Origin of the sequence: Micromonospora sp. NPDC049051 (genome assembly GCF_043197575.1) — a bacterium.
GTDB lineage: Bacteria > Actinomycetota > Actinomycetes > Mycobacteriales > Micromonosporaceae > Micromonospora.
In genome coordinates this window covers 26,989-43,830 of sequence record NZ_JBICTL010000003.1, presented here as the reverse complement: position 1 = coordinate 43,830, position 16,842 = coordinate 26,989, and the positions used below count along the sequence as shown (strand labels likewise).

Here is a 16,842-nt window from a genome sequence, read left to right as displayed (position 1 = left end):
TCCGCACCTACCCCCGGCCGGCCCGCCGTACCGTGGGCCGACCGACCTTCTCACCGGGCCAGTCGCTGCGCGACCCAGTCGGCCGCCCGCTCGACCGCCCGCCGGGACTCGTCGGTGTGGTCCAGCATGTCGAACCCGTGCTGCCCGCCCGGTACGTCGACCACCTCCACCCGTACGCCGGCGGTGTCCGCCGCGTCGAGGAACGCCGCGACGGTCTCGGCCAGTTCCTCCCGTTCGCGGCCGACCCGGGTCAGCAGCAGCGGGGGCACGGGCCCACCCGGCTCGCCGAGCGCCGCGCCCGGCTCGAAGCGCGGGTCGACGCCCCAGTCCGGCAGCGGCGCGAGGAGCGGATACGTCAGCGCCACCGCGCGCAGCCAGGACGGCCGCTCCCGCAGCCAGTCCGTGCTCAGCAGTCCCCCGCCGGAGAAGAACCAGAGGGCGATCCGTCCGCTGTCGACGCGCGGGTCGGCGCGTACCCGGTCCACGGCCGAGGCGACGTCGAGGGCGGCCGTCGCGCAGTCGGTGGCGGGGCCCTGCGGACCGGCGACGACGCGCATCCGGTGCTCCACGGTGACGGCCAGGAGACCGAGGTCGGCGAGGAGGCAGCCGTAGCCGCGGTAGACCGGCCAGTCACGAGGACCCGGGTGCAGGTCGGGCGGTAGCGGTCCCCCGTGGACGAGGACCACGGCGGGATGCGGGCCGGCACCCTCCGGCACGTACCAGTCGAGGTTCGCCTCCCGCTCGTGCTGGCGGGCGGTCGGCGTCAGTACGAACGGGCGAAGGAAGTTCGGCGTCTCGGCCATGATCGCAGTCTGGCACGGTCCGGCCACTCTGTGGCGCCACGGTCGGGCGTCGCCCGTCTGCCGTCGGGGTGCGCGTGCCCACCAGGGACCGTCCGGTGCTGGTCGCCCGGGGCGATTGCCGCCGACCATGCGGCCGGTCGTTCGCGTGGCTCTCAGGTCCCCGTGGCGGGTGGCTCGGACGACGGCAGCGGCAGCTCGACGGCGGCCGTCTCCGCGACCCGCGCGGCCGAATGCGCCGGGGGCGGCATGTCGGCTCGCGGCGAGCGGCTGTGCACCCGGCCCCGGCCGGTCGGGTCCATCCGCCTGCTGACCTCGCAGGCCACCATCGCGATCGGCGCGGGCGGCGGGGTCAGCCGTCCGGCACCCCAGCGCACCCAGAGCGGGATCCGCCCCGCCTCGGCCTCGGCGAGCAGCTTCTCCCAGGTGCGCCGGCGCGTACCGTGATCGATCTCGACGACGACCGGCGGCCCGGCCGGGCGGGCACAGGCCACGTCGAGCACCGACTGCTGCGCGGACATCGGTGGCGGCAGCGGCAGCACGCTCGCCGCCCGCCGATAGACCCGCCAGCCCTGCGCCGCCGCCCAGTCGACCACCGCGTCGATCAGCCGGGCCGTGACCTCGTCGGTGGTCAGGTCGGTGAACGTGACCGTGTCGAGCCGGTCGGCCAGCGACGCCGCCAGCCGCTCCCCGTCCGTTTCGGCCATCACCGCGGCAGGGTAGCCCGGCCGACCGACCGGCCCGGTGCGCGGGTGCGTCTGCTCCGTCGGGGTGGGCCGCTAGCGCGGGTCGACGGACGCCGGCGAGCTGAGCGGGCCCTCGTTGCCGGAGCGGTCCACACCGGACACGCAGTAGGTCAGCGGGCGGTCGGCCGGGGCGGCGCGGTCCACCCAGCCGGTGCCGCGGGTCGTGCCGACGAGCCGGGCCGCGTCGCCGTCGACGCGGTAGACGGCGAAGCTCGTGGCGCCGTCCCCGCGCCAGGTCAGCGTCACGCCGTCGGCGTTCCCGCGCCGCGCGCCGGTGACCGTGGGGGCGGCCGGCGACGCCGACGGAAGGTGCGCCATCGTGGGCACCAGCGCCGGGCCGGCGTAGTGGGTCCGGCTGTACCGGTCGACCGCCCCGAGCCGGTCGGCGCGCACCTGCCGGGCGCTGAAGTGCACGCTGCCGTCGACGCCGTGTCGGCGGTTGAGGGCGAGCTGGCGGTCCAGCTCCGCCGGGTCGCGCCAGGCGCCGCGTTCGCCCACCCGGTAGTCGGCCTGACCGATGTAGAGCTGCACCCTCGTGCCCCGCACCGTGGCCGCCCACCACGGCAGCAGCTTGGCGTAGTCGGCCTTGCCGAACCCGATGTGCCAGTAGAGCTGCGGTACGACGTAGTCCAGCCACTGCCGCCGTACCCAGAGTCGGGTGTCGGCGTAGATGTCGTCGTAGCTCTGCAACCCGGCGGTCGCCGAACCGGCCGGGTCGCTGCGCGCGTTGCGCCAGATGCCGAACTTCACCCACGGTTTGATCGCCTTGATCCGCTCGCTCATCTCGCGGACCAGGGTGTTCACGTTGTCGCGGCGCCAGGCGTGCTTGTCCGCGAATCCCCGGCCGTACCGGGCGAACGTCGCGGCGTCCGGGAAGTCCTGCCCGGCCTCCGGGTACGGGTAGAAGAAGTCGTCGAAGTGCACGCCGTCGACGTCGTAGCGCTGGACCGCCTCCAGCATCGCGTCCTCGACGAACCTGCGGGCCTCGGGGATGCCCGGGTTGAAGTAGAGGCGGCTGCCGGGCCGGTCGGCGCTGGGATAGGTCACCACCCAGTCGCGGTGCCGCCGCAGCGGGTGCGTCGGCGCGAGCTGGTCCAGTTTCGGCCCGGGCCCGCCGACGGTGGCCGGCTGCCCGCCCCGGTAGGGGTTGAACCAGGCGTGGAACTCCAGGTTGCGGGCGTGCGCCTCGGCGACCATGAACTCCATCGGGTCCCAGCCCGGGTCGCGGCCGTCGCGTCGCCCGGTCAGCCACTCCGACCACGGCGCGTAAGCCGACGGCCAGAGCGCGTCCCCGCTCGGGCGCACGTGCACGAAGACCGCGTTGTGGTTGCGCCGCACCGCCAGGTCCAGCCAGCCCCGGAACTCGGCCCGGGCCTTCTCGGCCGGCAGCCCTCGCCGGCTCGGCCAGTCGATGTTGTTCACCGTCGTGATCCACATGCCCCGCAGCTCGCGGGGCGCCCGGGCCGGTCGACCGGCGCAGGCGGGGGCGCGATCCGCCGGGGCGGCACCGAAGGTGGTCACGCCGCCCTGCTCCGACAGGCCGCGTCCACCGGCGACCCGGTCCCGCAGCGACCAGGCGCCGAGGGCGACCGCCACGGCGAGCGCGGCGACCACCGCGACGAATGCCTGGGTACGACGGCGGCGGGCGGGCGACTCAGCGACGGACATCGCCCCAGTGTGCCCAGTCCGGCCTCACCCGGTGAACCAGTTGGACCGTTAGTTAACGATCAGATAAGGGTCGGACGCCGATCCTGTGGCGGAACCAGCCGAAGTCGCCGCCCTCGACCACTCCGACGCGGCGGGTCAGGAACGCGACGTCCGCCTCTCGTCAGCGGTGCCGCAGTCGCTGTCTGCCGGGACGAACGGGGTACGCATACGGGTCATCGCGTCCGCGCTCACGTCCACCGTTCGCCCACGTTCGCGGTCGGTGTCCCCGTCTCCCTCCGATTCGAAGGGATTCAGGGCGGGCGGCGTCATGTCTGCCAAGACGTACTCCATGATTCACAGGGCGGCGCGCAACATGTTCACTGGCGGCTGCGAGCCGGAAGGAAGGCGGGTCGCCGGGGCCCGTCATCGGCCGTCGCGTACCCGCTTGGACAGCCTACCGCCCCCACGCCCCGTCGCGGACGGTGAGGGTGTGGCCGGGCCAGCGCTCAGTCGTCGGCGAGGACCGCGTACAGACAGGACCACGGTGACCCCGGCCTCGACGTCCACTACCGCACCATCCGGGTCGGACCGATCAACTGACCGCGCCGGCGAGGGACGACGATCCGCGCGCGGGTCGTCGTCCCGCTGGCCGAACGCGGGCCGGCCGCGCCGCCGCACGGATAGTCAGTCGGTCAGTCCCGCCACGGCCGCGTCGACCGCCGCACGGAGCAGCCGCTCGTCCAGAGGCTCCATGACGGCGCTGGCGTAGACGGTCACGAGGTTGTGCCCCACCCGGACGATCACGAAGGCCGACCGTCCGGTGATCCGGGTCCGCCCGCTGCCCACGCTGAGCCGGTAGTCCACCCGCCAGGACTGCTCACCGAGCGCGGGCGGTGGCTGCGCGTCGACCGCGAACCGGACCGCCGAGCCGGCCGCGCCCCGGGCGGTGAAGCGGGGGCAGGCCCGCCGCGCCGACTCCGCCTCGGCGAGCACCGAGGCGGGCACCGGTTCGGCGTGGGACCTGACCTCGATCACCAGTTCCGCCGACGCGGTGGCGGTGAGGCCGGGCACCGTGGCGTAGCGGGCCCGCTCCCGGACCCGTTCGACCTCGCCGAGCCGGTCCAGGTAGGAGTCCTCAGCCAGGGGCCGGCAGGCCGACGGGTCTATCCGGGAGCCGCCACCCTCAGGCCGGTCGGGTGGCACCCGCCAGCCCTGGGGCAGCACCGCCCTGACCGCGCCGGCCGCCCGGCGAGCCTCCGCGCGGGTGACCGGCCGACCAGGGTCGCGTCGCCCCGGAGCGGACCGCGTGGGCCCCGGGGTGCCGGCGGGCACCGGCGGGACGACCGGAGCGGTCGACGGCGCTGAGAGCCTCGCCGGCTCCGCCACCGGAAGCGGGGCGTACGCCCCGGGGATCCCCGGACCGAGTATCGCCACCGCGAGCAGGGCCGTCAGCACCCCGGCCGTCGCGACGGGCACGCGGGCGCTACCCGGAGCGGACCGGGTGGGCCCCGGCAGGACAGGCCGGAACACCAGGAACGGCAGGGTGAACGCGACGAGGTAGCCCAGCCAGGCCAGCGGGGCCAGTAGGTGCGCCTCGGCGGTGTCCAGCCCGTCCGCGCGACCGGTCGCCAGGGCGTGCGCGTACTGCAGCAGCGCCGCCGCCGTGCCGGCCGCCCAGCCCGCGGTCAACGCTTGGCCGACACCGACGCGGCGGCCGACCGCGAGCACCACCAGGACCGCCCAGCCGGTGACCGCGCAGAGCAGCCAGCGCTGTTGGGCCTGCCGGCCCGCCTCGGCCAGGGTGTCCGGCGGGAACAGTTCGGTCCGCCACATGGCGGCCCCCGCACCGACCAGCACGGCGGTCAGGACCACCGCCACGACTCCCCGGTCCCACCGGCGCGGCGGGGTTCGGCGTCCCGCCCCGGCCCCGCGCAGCAGGAGCCCGACCAGCACCGGTACCAGCAGCGCGAGCAGCGGCCAACCGCTGCGGGGCAGCGCGAAGACCAGCCAGCTTCGGGCCGCGTGGCCGTCGGTCGGCACGGACGCCACCGCCGGCAACGGCCAGAGCACCGCGACACCGGCGGCCACCCCGACCAGGTACGTGGCCGAACGCCAGCCGACCGACCCGGGCCGGCGCGCGACCACCAGCCGCGCCAGCAGCACGCAGATCCCGGCCACCGACGCGGCGAGTGGCCCCGCGAGCGCGGCGACGAACAGCGCGACGGACACGTCCGTTCGGGCCGAGACGGCCGAACCTCCCGGAACCGGCAACGCGGTGGCGACGAACGCCGTCACCGCGAAGCCGATGGCCGCGCCGAGAACCGGCCGCCACCAGCCGCGCGCCCCGGCGGAGGCCCGGCGGACCAGCGCGGGCAACAGTCCGAGGCTCAGCAGCACGGAGCCGGCCCAGACCGCGACGGGCGGGCCGACGGTAGCCTGCGCGGTCAGGAAGAGGTCACGTACGAGAGCGTCGGCGGCGCCCGCCACCAGCATCGCGACGGCGCCGACCGCCAGCCCGTGGGCCATGCCACCCGGCGGGTCCGCCGGCCGGTCCAGCGCCGCCGCCCGGGTCGCCGGATCCGGATGCCGGGCCAGCAGCCGAGGCCGTCGCGTGGGACGAGCGGTTCCGGCGCGCAGCAGTGCGGCCAGATGCTCGGCGTGGCCGACGCCGGCGGCGTACCGGTCTGCTTCCCGCTCTCGCCGCCGCAGCAGCCCGGCCGCCAGCAGCGCGGTCAGCACCGCCATGACCGCCGCCCGGCCGAGCGCCGTCAGGTAGGTCGCGTTCAGCCCGAAGTAGGCCACCTCGAGCAGGCCGGCCGTGAGCACCGCCGGCACCGGCAGCCAGATCAGGCCCCGCACGGCCGACGCCCAGGCCACGTCCCGGGCGAGGACGTGCGCGAGTTCGTGCGTCACGACGGGATCGAACCGCGCCGGGTCGGCGTGGGCCACCGCGACGGCCGCCGGGAGCACCACCGTCGGCCTGCCGACCACGCCACCGGTGGTGTACGCCTGCCGTACGGGCGGGGCCGCGACGACCAACCTCGGCCGGCGTCGCCCGGCCAGCCCGTTGCGGTCGCACAGATCGACGAAGCGTTCCCGCGCGCCCGGCACGGTGAGCCGGCGACGAAGTCGACGCCGGTCGGCCAGCGGCAGCACCAGGACGAGGGTCGCCGCCGCGCCCAGCGCGATCCCCGCCCCGGCGAGCATGACCGCACCGCGCCGGCCGAACTGCCCGGCCAGGCAGCGGTCGCGGGCGGCCGACTGCTCCGCCGCCTCCACCGGGTGGGCCCGGGTGCAGACGTCGACGGTGGCCGCCCAGGGTCGGGAGAGCGAGCGGTCGGCGAGGAAGTAGAGGCCGCCCGCGCTGATCCCGACGCTGACGAGGGACGCCAGCACGAGTGCGTAGAGCCAGCCGAGCCGGTCCGGAGGAAGGCGTGGGCCGGCACCGGGACCACCGTCGCCGACGCCACGAGCGCCGCCGGTCGTACCGTCCGCAGCCGCGCCACCGTCGTGGCGGGCCCCGCCGGCACCCGGTCCGGTCATGCGTCCGGCGGATCGACCATCGCGCCGACGGCCGCGTCGGCGAGCAGTTGCGCGCGGTCGGGGTCCAGGCCCAGCGCCAGCGCGTGCCGGTGGCACGCCTCCCGCAATCGGCGCGCCTGTTCGGGATCCAGCCCCGCCCGGGCGGCGGGCGGGGCGGGCAGTTCGCGGCGGCGGCGACGCAGCAGGCCGGCCCGGACGGTGGTGGCACCGAGGACCAGAACCTCGCCCACGGCGGCGGCCACCACCTGGAGCACGATTTCGGTGACCATGGTGACGTCGATGCCGAAGCCGACCCCACCCTGCGGGACGGACCAGCTCACGCGTCCCTTCGACAGTTGCCGTCGCCAGCCGGCGGCCACCTCGTCGAAGACCGGAAGTTCCTCGGGGGCGATTCGACGGACCGCCGCGTGGGCAGCGCCCACGACCAGATCGGCGGCGACGTTCTGGGGCTCGGTCACGACGTCATCGTGCCGGTACGGCGCCAGCCCGGAAACCCGACAGTAAGGTTTCCGGCACCACGGTCCGTTCATGAACCATGACTGGCCGCACCGGACCTCGACGGCCGGCGGTGTAGTTCGCGCGCCCTCCAGGTCTTCCGTCAGCCGGAGCGCCTGGCCCGCCTCCTGCCCGACGGGAGCGGTCCGCGCATCCGGGCGCCCGAGGGATCCCCGATCCGTCCGCGCGGGACGGCTCCTCCGCGGTGGCGCGCCGGGCCGCCGGGACCGTGGCGGCGGCGGGAGGCAGGATGGGCGGGTGACCGCCCCCATCCGCACACCCTCCGCCGTGTTGGACGCGGTGCTCGAACGGTTGACGTACGTCAACGAGGAGACCGGCTACACCGTCGCCCGGGTGGCCACCGACCGGGGCAGCGACCTGCTCACCGTGGTCGGTGCGCTGCTGGGCGCCCAGCCCGGCGAGAGCCTGCGCCTGTCCGGACGCTGGTCGTCGCACCCGCAGTACGGCCGGCAGTTCGAGGTGCACTCGTACACCACCGTCCTGCCGGCCACGATCCAGGGCATCCGCCGCTACCTCGGTTCCGGGCTGGTCAAGGGCATCGGTCCGGTGTTCGCCGAGCGGATCGTCGCCCACTTCGGCCTCGACACCCTGCGCGTCATCGAGGAGGAGCCCGCCCGCCTGGTCGAGGTGCCCGGCCTGGGGCCGAAGCGCACCGCGAAGATCACCGCCGCGTGGGAGGAGCAGAAGGCCATCAAGGAGGTGATGGTCTTCCTCCAGGGCGTCGGCGTGTCCACCTCCCTGGCCGTACGGATCTTCAAGCAGTACGGCGACGCCTCCATCACCGTGGTCCGCGAGGAGCCGTACCGGCTGGCGGCCGACGTGTGGGGCATCGGGTTCAAGACCGCCGACACGATCGCCCAGGCGGTCGGGATCCCGCACGACAGCCCGCAACGGGTCAAGGCCGGCCTGCAACACACCCTGTCCGAGGCCACCGACGACGGGCACTGCTACCTGCCCCGCCCGCGGCTCGTCGACGACGCGATCAAAATCCTCAACGTACCCGCCGACCTCGTCAGCGACTGCCTCGACGAACTCGTCGCCGAGGAGGGCGTGGTCCGCGAGACGCTGCCCGGGCCGGACGGCGAGCCCACCGCAGCGGTGTACCTGGTGCCGTTCCACCGCGCCGAGCAGTCCCTCGCCGGATCCCTGCTGCGGCTGCTGCGCGACCGCGCCGACCGGCTGCCCCACTTCACGGGCGTCGACTGGGGCAGGGCGCTGGCCTGGCTGAAGGCCCGCACCGGCACCGAGCTGGCCCCTGAGCAGGAACAGGCCGTACGCCTCGCCCTCACCTCCCGGGTCGCCGTGCTGACCGGCGGGCCCGGCTGCGGCAAGAGCTTCACGGTCCGCTCGATCGTCGAACTCGCCGCCGCGAAGAAGGCCAAGGTCACCCTCGTCGCGCCGACGGGCCGCGCCGCGAAGCGCCTGTCGGAGCTGACCGGGCATCCGGCGGCCACCGTGCACCGGCTGCTGCAGCTACGCCCCGGCGGGGAGGCCAGCCACGACCGGGACAATCCCCTCGACGTCGACCTCCTCGTCGTCGACGAGGCGTCCATGCTCGACCTCATCCTGGCCAACAAGCTCGTCAAGGCCGTACCGCCCGGCGCGCACCTGCTGCTCGTCGGCGACGTCGACCAGCTTCCCTCCGTCGGCGCCGGCGAGGTGCTGCGGGACCTGCTCGCCGCCGAGGCCATCCCCCGGGTCCGCCTGACCCAGGTCTTCCGCCAGGCCGCGCAGTCCGGCGTCGTCACCAACGCCCACCGCATCAACGCCGGCAAGCCACCCCTGGTGCAGGGCCTCAGCGACTTCTTCCTGTTCGTCAACGAGGACACCGAGGCCACCGCCGCCCTGACCGTCGACGTCGCCTGCACCCGGATCCCCGCCCGCTTCGGCCTCGACCCGCGCCGCGACGTCCAGGTCCTCACCCCGATGCACCGCGGCCCCGCCGGCGCGGCGGCCCTGAACACGCTGCTCCAGCAGCGCCTCACCCCGGCGCGCGAGGGACAGCCCGAACGCCGCCTGGGCGGCCGGGTGTTCCGCGTCGGCGACAAGGTCACCCAGATCCGCAACAACTACGACAAGGGCCAGGCCGGCGTCTTCAACGGCACCCTCGGCATCGTCACCGCCCTGAGCACCGAGGAACAGACCCTGACGGTACGCACCGACGAGGACGAGAGCATCGACTACGACTTCGACGAGCTGGACGAACTCGTCCACGCGTACGCCATGACCATCCACCGCTCGCAGGGCTCCGAGTACCCCGCCGTGGTCATCCCGCTGACCACCAGCGCCTGGATGATGCTGCAACGCAACCTGCTCTACACCGCCGTCACCCGGGCCAGGAAGCTCGTCGTCCTCGTCGGCTCCCGTCGCGCGCTCGCCGCCGCCGTACGCACCGTCGGCGCCGGGCGCCGGCACACCGCCCTCGACCACCGTCTGGCCTGAGCGGCCCGTCCCCGCGCCGCCGTCCCCCGCTTCCCGCCCGCCGGCTCGGGGCCCGCCCGCGCCCATCCGGTCACCGGACGGGACGGGGACGCCGCGCGGCGTCACGCCGGGCGGGACGCGGCCGTCACGCCGGGCCGGGCGCGGACGCCGCGCGGTTCAGCGCCGCGAGTTGGATCTGCAACGCCAGCCGCGTACGCGGTGACTCGAGATCGACGACGGCGACCTCGGTGAGGCGGCGCATCCGGTACCGCAGCGTGTTGGGATGCACGTGCAGCTGCCGGGCGGCCCGCTTCGGGTCGCCCTGCTGGTCGAGCCAGGCGGCGACCGTGGCGACGTAGTCGGTGCCGTGCTCCCGGTCGTGGGCGACGAGGTCGGGCAGCGGCCCGCCCACCAGCAGGTCGACGCCCGGCACCGCGCCGACCACCCGGTGCACGACCACCTCGGCCCAGTGCTCCTCGAACCGCAGCACCGGATCCCGTCGTCCCGCCGGGCCGCGCAACGCGAGCAGCTCGGCCGCCTCGGCGCGCGATCGCGGCAGGTCCGTCAGGCCCGCGGCGACACCGCCGGACGCCGCGTACAGCCCCGGGTCGTGCACGGCGACGTCGTGGATCAGCTTCTCCATCCACCGCCGCGAGCCGGGCGAGGTGCCCCCGTCGACCAGGACGGCGAACAGGACGTCTCCGACGTCCGCCAGCAGCGGCTGACGCCAGCCGTGCCGGCGGGTGATGGACTCCCACAGGGCGAGGCTGTCGACCATCTCGCCCGTTCCGCCGTGCGCGCCGAGCGCGAAGACCCGCCACGGTCCCTCGGGCAGGGCCAGTTCCTCGCGCCCCATCCGACCGGGGGCCCGCAGGACGGCCCGCAGCCGGTCGGCCGACACCCGACGCGCGACGTCGGCCTGCACACGCAGGCGCAGCAGGTGCAGGGCCAGCACGGACGCCGTGCCCTGGAGGTCGCGCAGCCGCCCCTGCGGCACCGGGCCCTCGACGACGGCCCAGATCGAGCCGAGCAGCTCGCCTCCGGCGCGGATCGGGATGATGAGGCGGGGCAGCGTCCCGTCCGGGCCCTGCGGTACGAAGATCAGCTCACTGCCCGTCATGAGTTTGCGGAACACGCCCCGGGAGCGGAAGTGGGCGATCACGTCCCCGGGTGCCCGGCGGCCGACGATCGTCGACACCCGGGCGGGGTCGGTGCGGTCCTGGCGCGACGAGTAGGCGAGCACCCGGGACTGGGCGTCCTCGATCGTCACCGGAGCGTCGACGACGGCGGCGGTGGCGTCGGCGAGGGCGAACAGCTCGTCGTAGACGCCGGGCTCCCCGGTCTCCGGCGAGCCGGGCGCCACGGCCCGGTCGATCACCCCGCGAAGCAGCCAGACGAGCTGGGCCCAGGAGCCGTGGCGCTGCAACTCGACCAGGGTCAGGCGCCGCCCGGCGGCCGCCGACGTCACGTCGGGGTGCGCGGCCAGCGGAGGCTTGAGGACGAGGCCGGCCGCCCCGAGGTCGACGCAGCGGGCGACGAGGGCGAGCGCCTGCTCCGGGCTCGCGATGCCGACGCCGAGGACGATGTCCCCGCTCTGGCCGGTCGTGGCGTCGTCGAGTTCGGCGAGGGTCACGTCGCGTACCTCCGCCTCGTCCGCGGGGACGACGATCTTGAGCAGTGCCGCGCCCGCCGCGTCCACCACGCCAGCCACCGTGAGCATGCCGCGATTGTGCCCCGCTCTTGTGCGAAAGGGCCAACGACCTGGGCAATCCTTGGCCGGTACGGACAATGATCTATCGGCCCGGCGGGGACAGGATTGGCCGCGATCCCGGTAGCGCCTGAAGGAGAGAAACGACATGTCCCCCGTCGAGTCAGTGCCCGCGCCCCAACACGTCGCCGTCGTCGGCGCGGGGATGGTCGGGCTGGCCACCGCCTGGTTCCTGCAGGAGCGGGGGGTCCGGGTCACCGTGCTGGACCGTACGGGTGTGGCGGCGGGCGCGTCGTGGGGCAACGCGGGCTGGCTCACGCCCGGCATCACCACGCCCCTGCCGGAGCCGGCCGTGCTGCGCTACGGGCTACGCGCCGTGCTGAGCCCGTCCTCGCCGGTCTACGTGCCGCCGCGCGCGGACGTCCGGCTGCTGCGCTTCCTCGCCGGCTTCGCGCGGCACAGCACGCCGTCGAAGTGGCGCAGCGCGATGCACGCCTTCATCCCGATGAACCGGCGGGCGCTGGCGGCGTTCGACGCGCTGACGGCCGGCGGCGTCACCGCGCCGACGCACGAGGCGAAGTCGTTCCTCGCGGCGTACCGGACCGAGGCCGAGCGCTCGGTCCTGCTCGACGAGCTGGCGCACATCCACTCCGCGGGGCAGGGGATCGAGTTCGACGTGCTGACCGGGGCCGAGGCACGGGAGGTGGAGCCCGCCCTGTCGGACGCGGTCGGCGCCGCCATCCGCCTGCACGACCAGCGCTACGTCAACCCGGGCCAGTACGTGCACGCGCTGGCCGACTCCGTCCGCGCCCGGGGCGGGGCGATCGAGGACGGGGTGGACGTCGTGGACGTCCGCGACGAGGGCACCGGGGTCCGGGTGGTGACCTCCGCCGGCACCGACGAGCGCTACGACGCGGTGGTGCTGGCGACCGGCACCTGGCTCGGCCAGCTCGCCCGCCGCTTCGGCGTACGCACCGTCGTGCAGGCCGGCCGCGGCTACAGCTTCAGCGTCGCGATCGAGCACCTGCCGGCCGGGCCGGTCTACTTCCCCGCCCAGCGGGTGGCCTGCACGCCGCTGGGCGACCGGCTGCGCGTCGCCGGGATGATGGAGTTCCGCAGCGCCGAGGCGCCGCTGGACCGGCGCCGCATCTCGGCCATCGCCGAGGCCGCCCGGCCGCTGCTGCGCGGCGCCGACCTGGACGCCCGTACCGACGAGTGGGTCGGCTCGCGACCCTGCACCCCGGACGGGCTGCCCCTGATCGGCCGGACCCGGTCGCCGCGCGTCTTCGCCGCCGGCGGTCACGGCATGTGGGGCATCACCCTCGGCCCGCTCACCGGTGAGCTGCTCGCCGAGCAGATCACCGGCGGCGGCCAGCCCGTGGAGCTGCGCCCCTTCGATCCGCTGCGCTGACGGGCGTCGTCGGAGCCCTCGACCGTCGGTAGGGCTCCGACGCGCGTGTCGCAGGGGTGGTGCGCTCGGCCGGTCTTCCGGCCAGGCCAGCCCGGCTGTCGCCGCCGGATGGCGCCGATGACGTTTCGTACGCAGCTCCGTGACAGTTGTATGAAGAAGCTGTGGAAGGGACCGGGAGTGGTTTCGCCACCCTCCCGGCGGGGGCAACACGCAGCTCGACGACAACTCTCCGGAAGGACGGCTCCACGTGGAAGTCACCGGTTTCTTCACCGCCATCATCATCGGCCTGATCATCGGGGCGTTGGGCCGCCTGGTCGTCCCAGGCAAGCAGAACATCCCGATCTGGCTCACGCTGCTCATCGGTGTGGTGGCGGCAATCCTCGGCACCCTCGTCGCCGGGGCCCTGGGCGTGGACGACACCAGGGGCATCGACTGGATCGAGCTGGCCCTCCAGGTCGTCTTCGCCGCGATCGGTGTCGCCATCGCCGCCGGCGCCTACGGTCGCCGACGCATCCGCTGACCTGCACGTCCTACGGCGCCGGCCACCCTCGCGGCGGCCGGCGCCGTCGTGTCCGCTGGACTACCTGTTCGGCACGGCGGCGCTCGCCGAGCGGGTGCGGGACCGCCGCGGTGTGGGAACCGACCGCGACGCCAGTGCCCCCTTGCAACAGCGCGTCGCCGTAGAAGTGACGCCCTCTATCGGCGGCAGTCGCCACCGACGCGGCCGTGGGCGGTCCGCCGGTGCGGCTCGGGCTGACAGGTGGCGCAGAGCCGGGTCGACGGGCGGTGCGCCAGCTCTTCGATCGGGATGTCGCGGTCGCATCCTCCGCAGGTGCCGTACCGGCCCTGTTCCAGGTAGTGCAGTGCGCGGGCGATGTCACCCAGGGCCCGCCGCGTGGCGGCGGTCAACGCGGAAGCCGTCTCGACACCGGCACCGTCGGCGCGCATCCGTCGGGCCTGCCGGTCCAGCAACGCCAGCTGGATGCTGTGCCGCTCGTACTGCTCCGCCAGGACGATCCGGAGCACCCCCAGCTCGGCCTGCCTGTTCACGACGTACACGATCGGTCCTTCTTCCTGCTCGCAACGAAAGAACGGGCGGAGCGCTGATGCGCTCCGCCCGTCGGTGCCGGTCCTGTGGATCCGGGACGGGCGGCGGCGGGCGGCGCTGGCGAGGCGCCCGCCGGGTCGGCGGCGCGACGGTGCCCCGACGGACGCGGGCGACCGACGGCACGATGAGGTGGCGGGTGACCGCACCCGCGGTGAGGTGAGTCCGCGGCCCGGTCGTCGCGGTCGTGCGCGACGGGGCGGGAAACTCCTGGTACGCGGCGGTGCAGGGCTGCCAGGAGGGGGCGGGGGCGGTCACGGCGTCACCATAGACCGAACGCCCGCGTACCGGCCCGCCGCCCGGCGGCTCGGGCCTCGGCGTGGGGTTGCCGGATCGGCCCGCAAGTCGTGACCCGTCGGACCGGCCCGTAATTCACGTGCGCCGGACGGGCCGACGCCCTACGTTGCCGCCGTGACCCTGGACATCGTGAGCCTGGCGGACCGCCCCGACCTCGCCCGTGCGCTCGACGAGGACTTCGACGGGGCGTGGCCACCGTTCATGCTGTGGGACCCGATGGGCGCCGTGTACTACGCCGTCGCCCACGCCCTGTACCCCGAGTTCGTGTTCGCCGCCGTCGACCCCGCCGACCCCGCCCGCGTGATCGCCCGGGCGTACGCCGCGCCGTTCCGCTGGACGGAGCCCGAGCTTCCCGACGGCGGCTGGGACCGGGTGATCCAGCGCTGCACCGTCGGCCGTCTCACCCACGCCGAGACGAACATCGTCTCCGCGTTGGAGATCTGCATCCGGCCCGACCACCGTGGCACCGGGCTCTCGGCGGTGATGCTCGCCGCCATGCGGGAGGCCGTCGCGGAACTGGGCTACGACACGCTGGTCGCGCCCGTGCGACCGAGCGGCAAGCACACCCGGCCCGACCTGCCGATGGTGGAGTACGCGGCGCAGGTCCGCGAGGACGGCCTGCCGGTCGACCCGTGGCTGCGGGTGCACGTGCGCGCGGGCGGGCGCATCGAGCGCGTCGCCACCCGGTCGATGACGATCGCCGGGTCGCTCGACGACTGGCGTCGTTGGACGGGCCTGCCGTTCGACACCAGCGGGCCGGTCCACGTGCCCGGTGCCCTCGTGCCCGTGCACTGCGACGTGACGCACGACCACGCCGTCTACGTCGAGCCCAACGTCTGGGTCCGGCACCGGCTCGGGGCGGCTGCGGAAGCGTCAGGGCGCGGGCCAGTTCCGCAGCAGGGCGTCGAGGGCGTCGAGGACGCGTGACCAGGTCTCCTGCGTGTCGGGAGCGCTGTGGCTGAAGCCGCCGCCCATCTCCAGGCTGACGTAACCGTGGAAGACGCTGCCCAGCAGCCGCACCGCGTGCGTCTGGTCCGGTTCCGCCAGGTCGTAGCCGCGCAGCAGCGCCCGGGTCAGCTGGGCGTGCCTGCGGCCGGCGCTGGCGGCCGCCGTCCGCGGATCGAGCCTGAGCTGGGCCGCGGCGTAGCGGCCGGGATGCTCCCGGGCGTAGTCGCGGTAGACGTTGGCTAGTGCGGTCAGCGCGTCCTTGCCGGCGCGCCCGGCCAACGCGTCGGCTGCCCGGTCGGCCAGCTCCTCGAGGGCGAGCACCGCGATCCTGGTCCTGAGGTCCTGGGAGCTCCTCAGGTGCGAGTAGAGGCTGGCGACCTTGACGTCGAACCGCCTGGCGACCGCCGAGACGGTCACCTGGTCGAAACCGACCTCGTCGGCCAGCTCCGCCCCGGCCAGGGTCAGCCGTTCCGTGGTCAGTCCTGCGCGTGCCATACCCCTCCGCCCGCTCGACATAACTCATTTTGCATTTGCCTAAAGCTTTTAGGCAAATTAACCTGCGCCGCATGAAGCCGCTGACCGAGCAGGAGATCCGCACCGCGTTCGTCAACTGCACCAAGGGCGAGGCCAGACGCCTGTCCGTCCCGCGCGACCTGGCCGACCGCCCCTGGGACGACCTGGACTACCTGGGCTGGCGGGATCCGCGCTCACCCGGCCGCGCCTACCTCGTCATCGAGTTGGACGACCGCCCCCGGGGCCTCGTGCTGCGCTGCCCGAGCCCCACCCCCACACAGCCACGGCGCGGCATGTGCGCGATGTGTCTGACCTCCCCCACCGGCGGCGTCTCGCTGATGGTCGCGCCGAAGGCGGGCAGGGCCGGCCAGCAGGGCAACACGGTCGGCACCTACCTGTGCAGCGACCTCGCCTGCTCCCTGTACGTGCGGGGCAAAAAGGACGCGGGCGCCGGCGCGCGGCTACCGGAGTCACTCACCCTCGAGGAGAAGATCCAGCGGACCGTGGCGAACGTCGCCGCGTTCGTCGCCAACGTGACCTCGTGATCCGAGCGGACACGCCGCCGCATCTAGTCATGCTCATCGATGTCTGGTAGAAATCCTGCAAGGTCGGCCTTCTCATCGCAGGAATCCCCCACGCGAACGGGAGAGCCATGTCGTCCACCCGATCCACCCTGCGCCGCCGCCTGCTCACGTTCCTCGTCGCCATCACCGCCGCGACCGGAGTCACGCTCGGCCTCGCCAGTCCGGCCTTCGCCATCAGCCACTCCAGCGCCACCTCGCAGCTGAGCGCCGCCGGCATCTCCTGGACCTCCAGCGGCAACTGCAGCGACCGCAACGTCGCGACCTGCACCTCGTTCGACGGCGTACGGCAGGCGACCATCGACGGGATCATCACCTTCAAACGCGCCAGCGGGTGCGCCGTGACGATCACCGCCGGCACCGAGGTCGGGCACGCCGGAGGCACCTACAGCCACTGGAACGGCTACAAGCTCGACATCGCGCTGAGCACCTGCATCCAGAACTACATCTCGGCCAACTACACCTACGTCGGCTACATCTCCGGCTTCGGTTACCAGTACCGGGCGGCCTCCGGCAACCTCTACACCAGGGAAGGAAGCCACTGGGACATCCTCTTCTACACCTGCGGCGGCTGCTGACGCTCCGCCGCCGCGCCGGCACGACCAG

The 16,842-nt window shown here is 74.2% G+C and carries 14 protein-coding genes; 6 read left to right on the top strand and 8 right to left on the bottom strand.

What is annotated here, in order from left to right:
• Window positions 1–50: 50 nt before the first annotated feature.
• The 5 genes from ACGFIR_RS12460 to ACGFIR_RS12440 form a co-directional block, all read right to left on the bottom strand.
• Entirely contained in the window at window positions 51–803 is a 753-nt protein-coding gene (locus tag ACGFIR_RS12460) for an alpha/beta hydrolase (RefSeq protein WP_393144799.1), read from the bottom strand.
• A 152-nt stretch (window positions 804–955) separates the two neighbouring features.
• Window positions 956–1,507, bottom strand: coding sequence for a hypothetical protein (locus ACGFIR_RS12455; RefSeq protein ID WP_393145797.1), 552 nt, complete (start codon window positions 1,505–1,507; stop codon window positions 956–958).
• A gap of 72 nt (window positions 1,508–1,579) precedes the next feature.
• Window positions 1,580–3,214, bottom strand: coding sequence for a glycoside hydrolase family 10 protein (locus ACGFIR_RS12450; RefSeq protein WP_393144797.1), 1,635 nt, complete (start codon window positions 3,212–3,214; stop codon window positions 1,580–1,582).
• A gap of 663 nt (window positions 3,215–3,877) precedes the next feature.
• On the bottom strand, window positions 3,878–6,736 hold the full coding sequence (locus tag ACGFIR_RS12445) for a M48 family metalloprotease (RefSeq protein WP_393144795.1): 2,859 nt from the start codon (window positions 6,734–6,736) through the stop codon (window positions 3,878–3,880).
• Window positions 6,733–7,194, bottom strand: a complete 462-nt coding sequence (locus tag ACGFIR_RS12440; protein WP_393144793.1) for a hypothetical protein — start codon at window positions 7,192–7,194, stop codon at window positions 6,733–6,735. Before ACGFIR_RS12440 ends, ACGFIR_RS12445 begins: the two co-directional genes overlap by 4 nt.
• Before the next feature lie 295 nt (window positions 7,195–7,489).
• Here ACGFIR_RS12440 and ACGFIR_RS12435 point away from each other — a divergent pair, with 295 nt between their 5' ends.
• Complete coding sequence (locus tag ACGFIR_RS12435; protein WP_393144791.1) at window positions 7,490–9,694, top strand: ATP-dependent RecD-like DNA helicase; 2,205 nt, start codon at window positions 7,490–7,492, stop codon at window positions 9,692–9,694.
• Window positions 9,695–9,818: 124 nt separating this feature from the next.
• Here the strand turns inward: ACGFIR_RS12435 and ACGFIR_RS12430 are convergent, their stop codons facing one another.
• Complete coding sequence (locus ACGFIR_RS12430; RefSeq protein WP_393144789.1) at window positions 9,819–11,393, bottom strand: helix-turn-helix domain-containing protein; 1,575 nt, start codon at window positions 11,391–11,393, stop codon at window positions 9,819–9,821.
• A gap of 136 nt (window positions 11,394–11,529) precedes the next feature.
• Here ACGFIR_RS12430 and ACGFIR_RS12425 point away from each other — a divergent pair, with 136 nt between their 5' ends.
• Together ACGFIR_RS12425 and ACGFIR_RS12420 are read left to right on the top strand one after the other, a co-directional pair.
• Window positions 11,530–12,792, top strand: a complete 1,263-nt coding sequence (locus ACGFIR_RS12425) for an NAD(P)/FAD-dependent oxidoreductase (RefSeq protein WP_393144787.1) — start codon at window positions 11,530–11,532, stop codon at window positions 12,790–12,792.
• Between the two features lie 247 nt (window positions 12,793–13,039).
• Window positions 13,040–13,312, top strand: a complete 273-nt coding sequence (locus ACGFIR_RS12420) for a GlsB/YeaQ/YmgE family stress response membrane protein (protein WP_121398573.1) — start codon at window positions 13,040–13,042, stop codon at window positions 13,310–13,312.
• Window positions 13,313–13,488: 176 nt separating this feature from the next.
• On the opposite strand, the gene ACGFIR_RS12415 is transcribed toward ACGFIR_RS12420, so the two are convergent.
• Window positions 13,489–13,851, bottom strand: coding sequence for a TraR/DksA family transcriptional regulator (locus ACGFIR_RS12415; protein ID WP_393144785.1), 363 nt, complete (start codon window positions 13,849–13,851; stop codon window positions 13,489–13,491).
• Window positions 13,852–14,308: 457 nt separating this feature from the next.
• On the opposite strand from ACGFIR_RS12415, the gene ACGFIR_RS12410 reads away from it, so the two are divergent.
• Complete coding sequence (locus ACGFIR_RS12410) at window positions 14,309–15,121, top strand: N-acetyltransferase (RefSeq protein WP_393007266.1); 813 nt, start codon at window positions 14,309–14,311, stop codon at window positions 15,119–15,121.
• Here the strand turns inward: ACGFIR_RS12410 and ACGFIR_RS12405 are convergent.
• Complete coding sequence (locus tag ACGFIR_RS12405) at window positions 15,068–15,637, bottom strand: TetR/AcrR family transcriptional regulator (protein WP_393144783.1); 570 nt, start codon at window positions 15,635–15,637, stop codon at window positions 15,068–15,070. The two genes, ACGFIR_RS12410 and ACGFIR_RS12405, sit on opposite strands and share 54 nt — an antisense overlap.
• A 71-nt stretch (window positions 15,638–15,708) precedes the next feature.
• Between ACGFIR_RS12405 and ACGFIR_RS12400 the strand changes: the two genes are divergently transcribed.
• Complete coding sequence (locus ACGFIR_RS12400; protein ID WP_393144781.1) at window positions 15,709–16,200, top strand: FBP domain-containing protein; 492 nt, start codon at window positions 15,709–15,711, stop codon at window positions 16,198–16,200.
• 107 nt (window positions 16,201–16,307) lie between these two features.
• Window positions 16,308–16,814: a hypothetical protein gene (locus tag ACGFIR_RS12395; RefSeq protein ID WP_393007260.1), complete on the top strand. Its 507-nt coding sequence runs from the start codon at window positions 16,308–16,310 to the stop codon at window positions 16,812–16,814.
• Window positions 16,815–16,842: the final 28 nt, after the last annotated feature.

Coding starts and splice junctions, on each gene's coding strand:
- ACGFIR_RS12460 (WP_393144799.1), bottom strand. CDS start 803: ATGGCCGAGACGCCGAACTTCCTTCGCCCGTTCGTACTGACGCCGACC.
- ACGFIR_RS12455 (WP_393145797.1), bottom strand. CDS start 1,507: ATGGCCGAAACGGACGGGGAGCGGCTGGCGGCGTCGCTGGCCGACCGG.
- ACGFIR_RS12450 (WP_393144797.1), bottom strand. CDS start 3,214: ATGTCCGTCGCTGAGTCGCCCGCCCGCCGCCGTCGTACCCAGGCATTC.
- ACGFIR_RS12445 (WP_393144795.1), bottom strand. CDS start 6,736: ATGACCGGACCGGGTGCCGGCGGGGCCCGCCACGACGGTGGCGCGGCT.
- ACGFIR_RS12430 (WP_393144789.1), bottom strand. CDS start 11,393: ATGCTCACGGTGGCTGGCGTGGTGGACGCGGCGGGCGCGGCACTGCTC.
- ACGFIR_RS12425 (WP_393144787.1), top strand. CDS start 11,530: ATGTCCCCCGTCGAGTCAGTGCCCGCGCCCCAACACGTCGCCGTCGTC.
- ACGFIR_RS12405 (WP_393144783.1), bottom strand. CDS start 15,637: ATGGCACGCGCAGGACTGACCACGGAACGGCTGACCCTGGCCGGGGCG.
- ACGFIR_RS12400 (WP_393144781.1), top strand. CDS start 15,709: ATGAAGCCGCTGACCGAGCAGGAGATCCGCACCGCGTTCGTCAACTGC.
- ACGFIR_RS12395 (WP_393007260.1), top strand. CDS start 16,308: ATGTCGTCCACCCGATCCACCCTGCGCCGCCGCCTGCTCACGTTCCTC.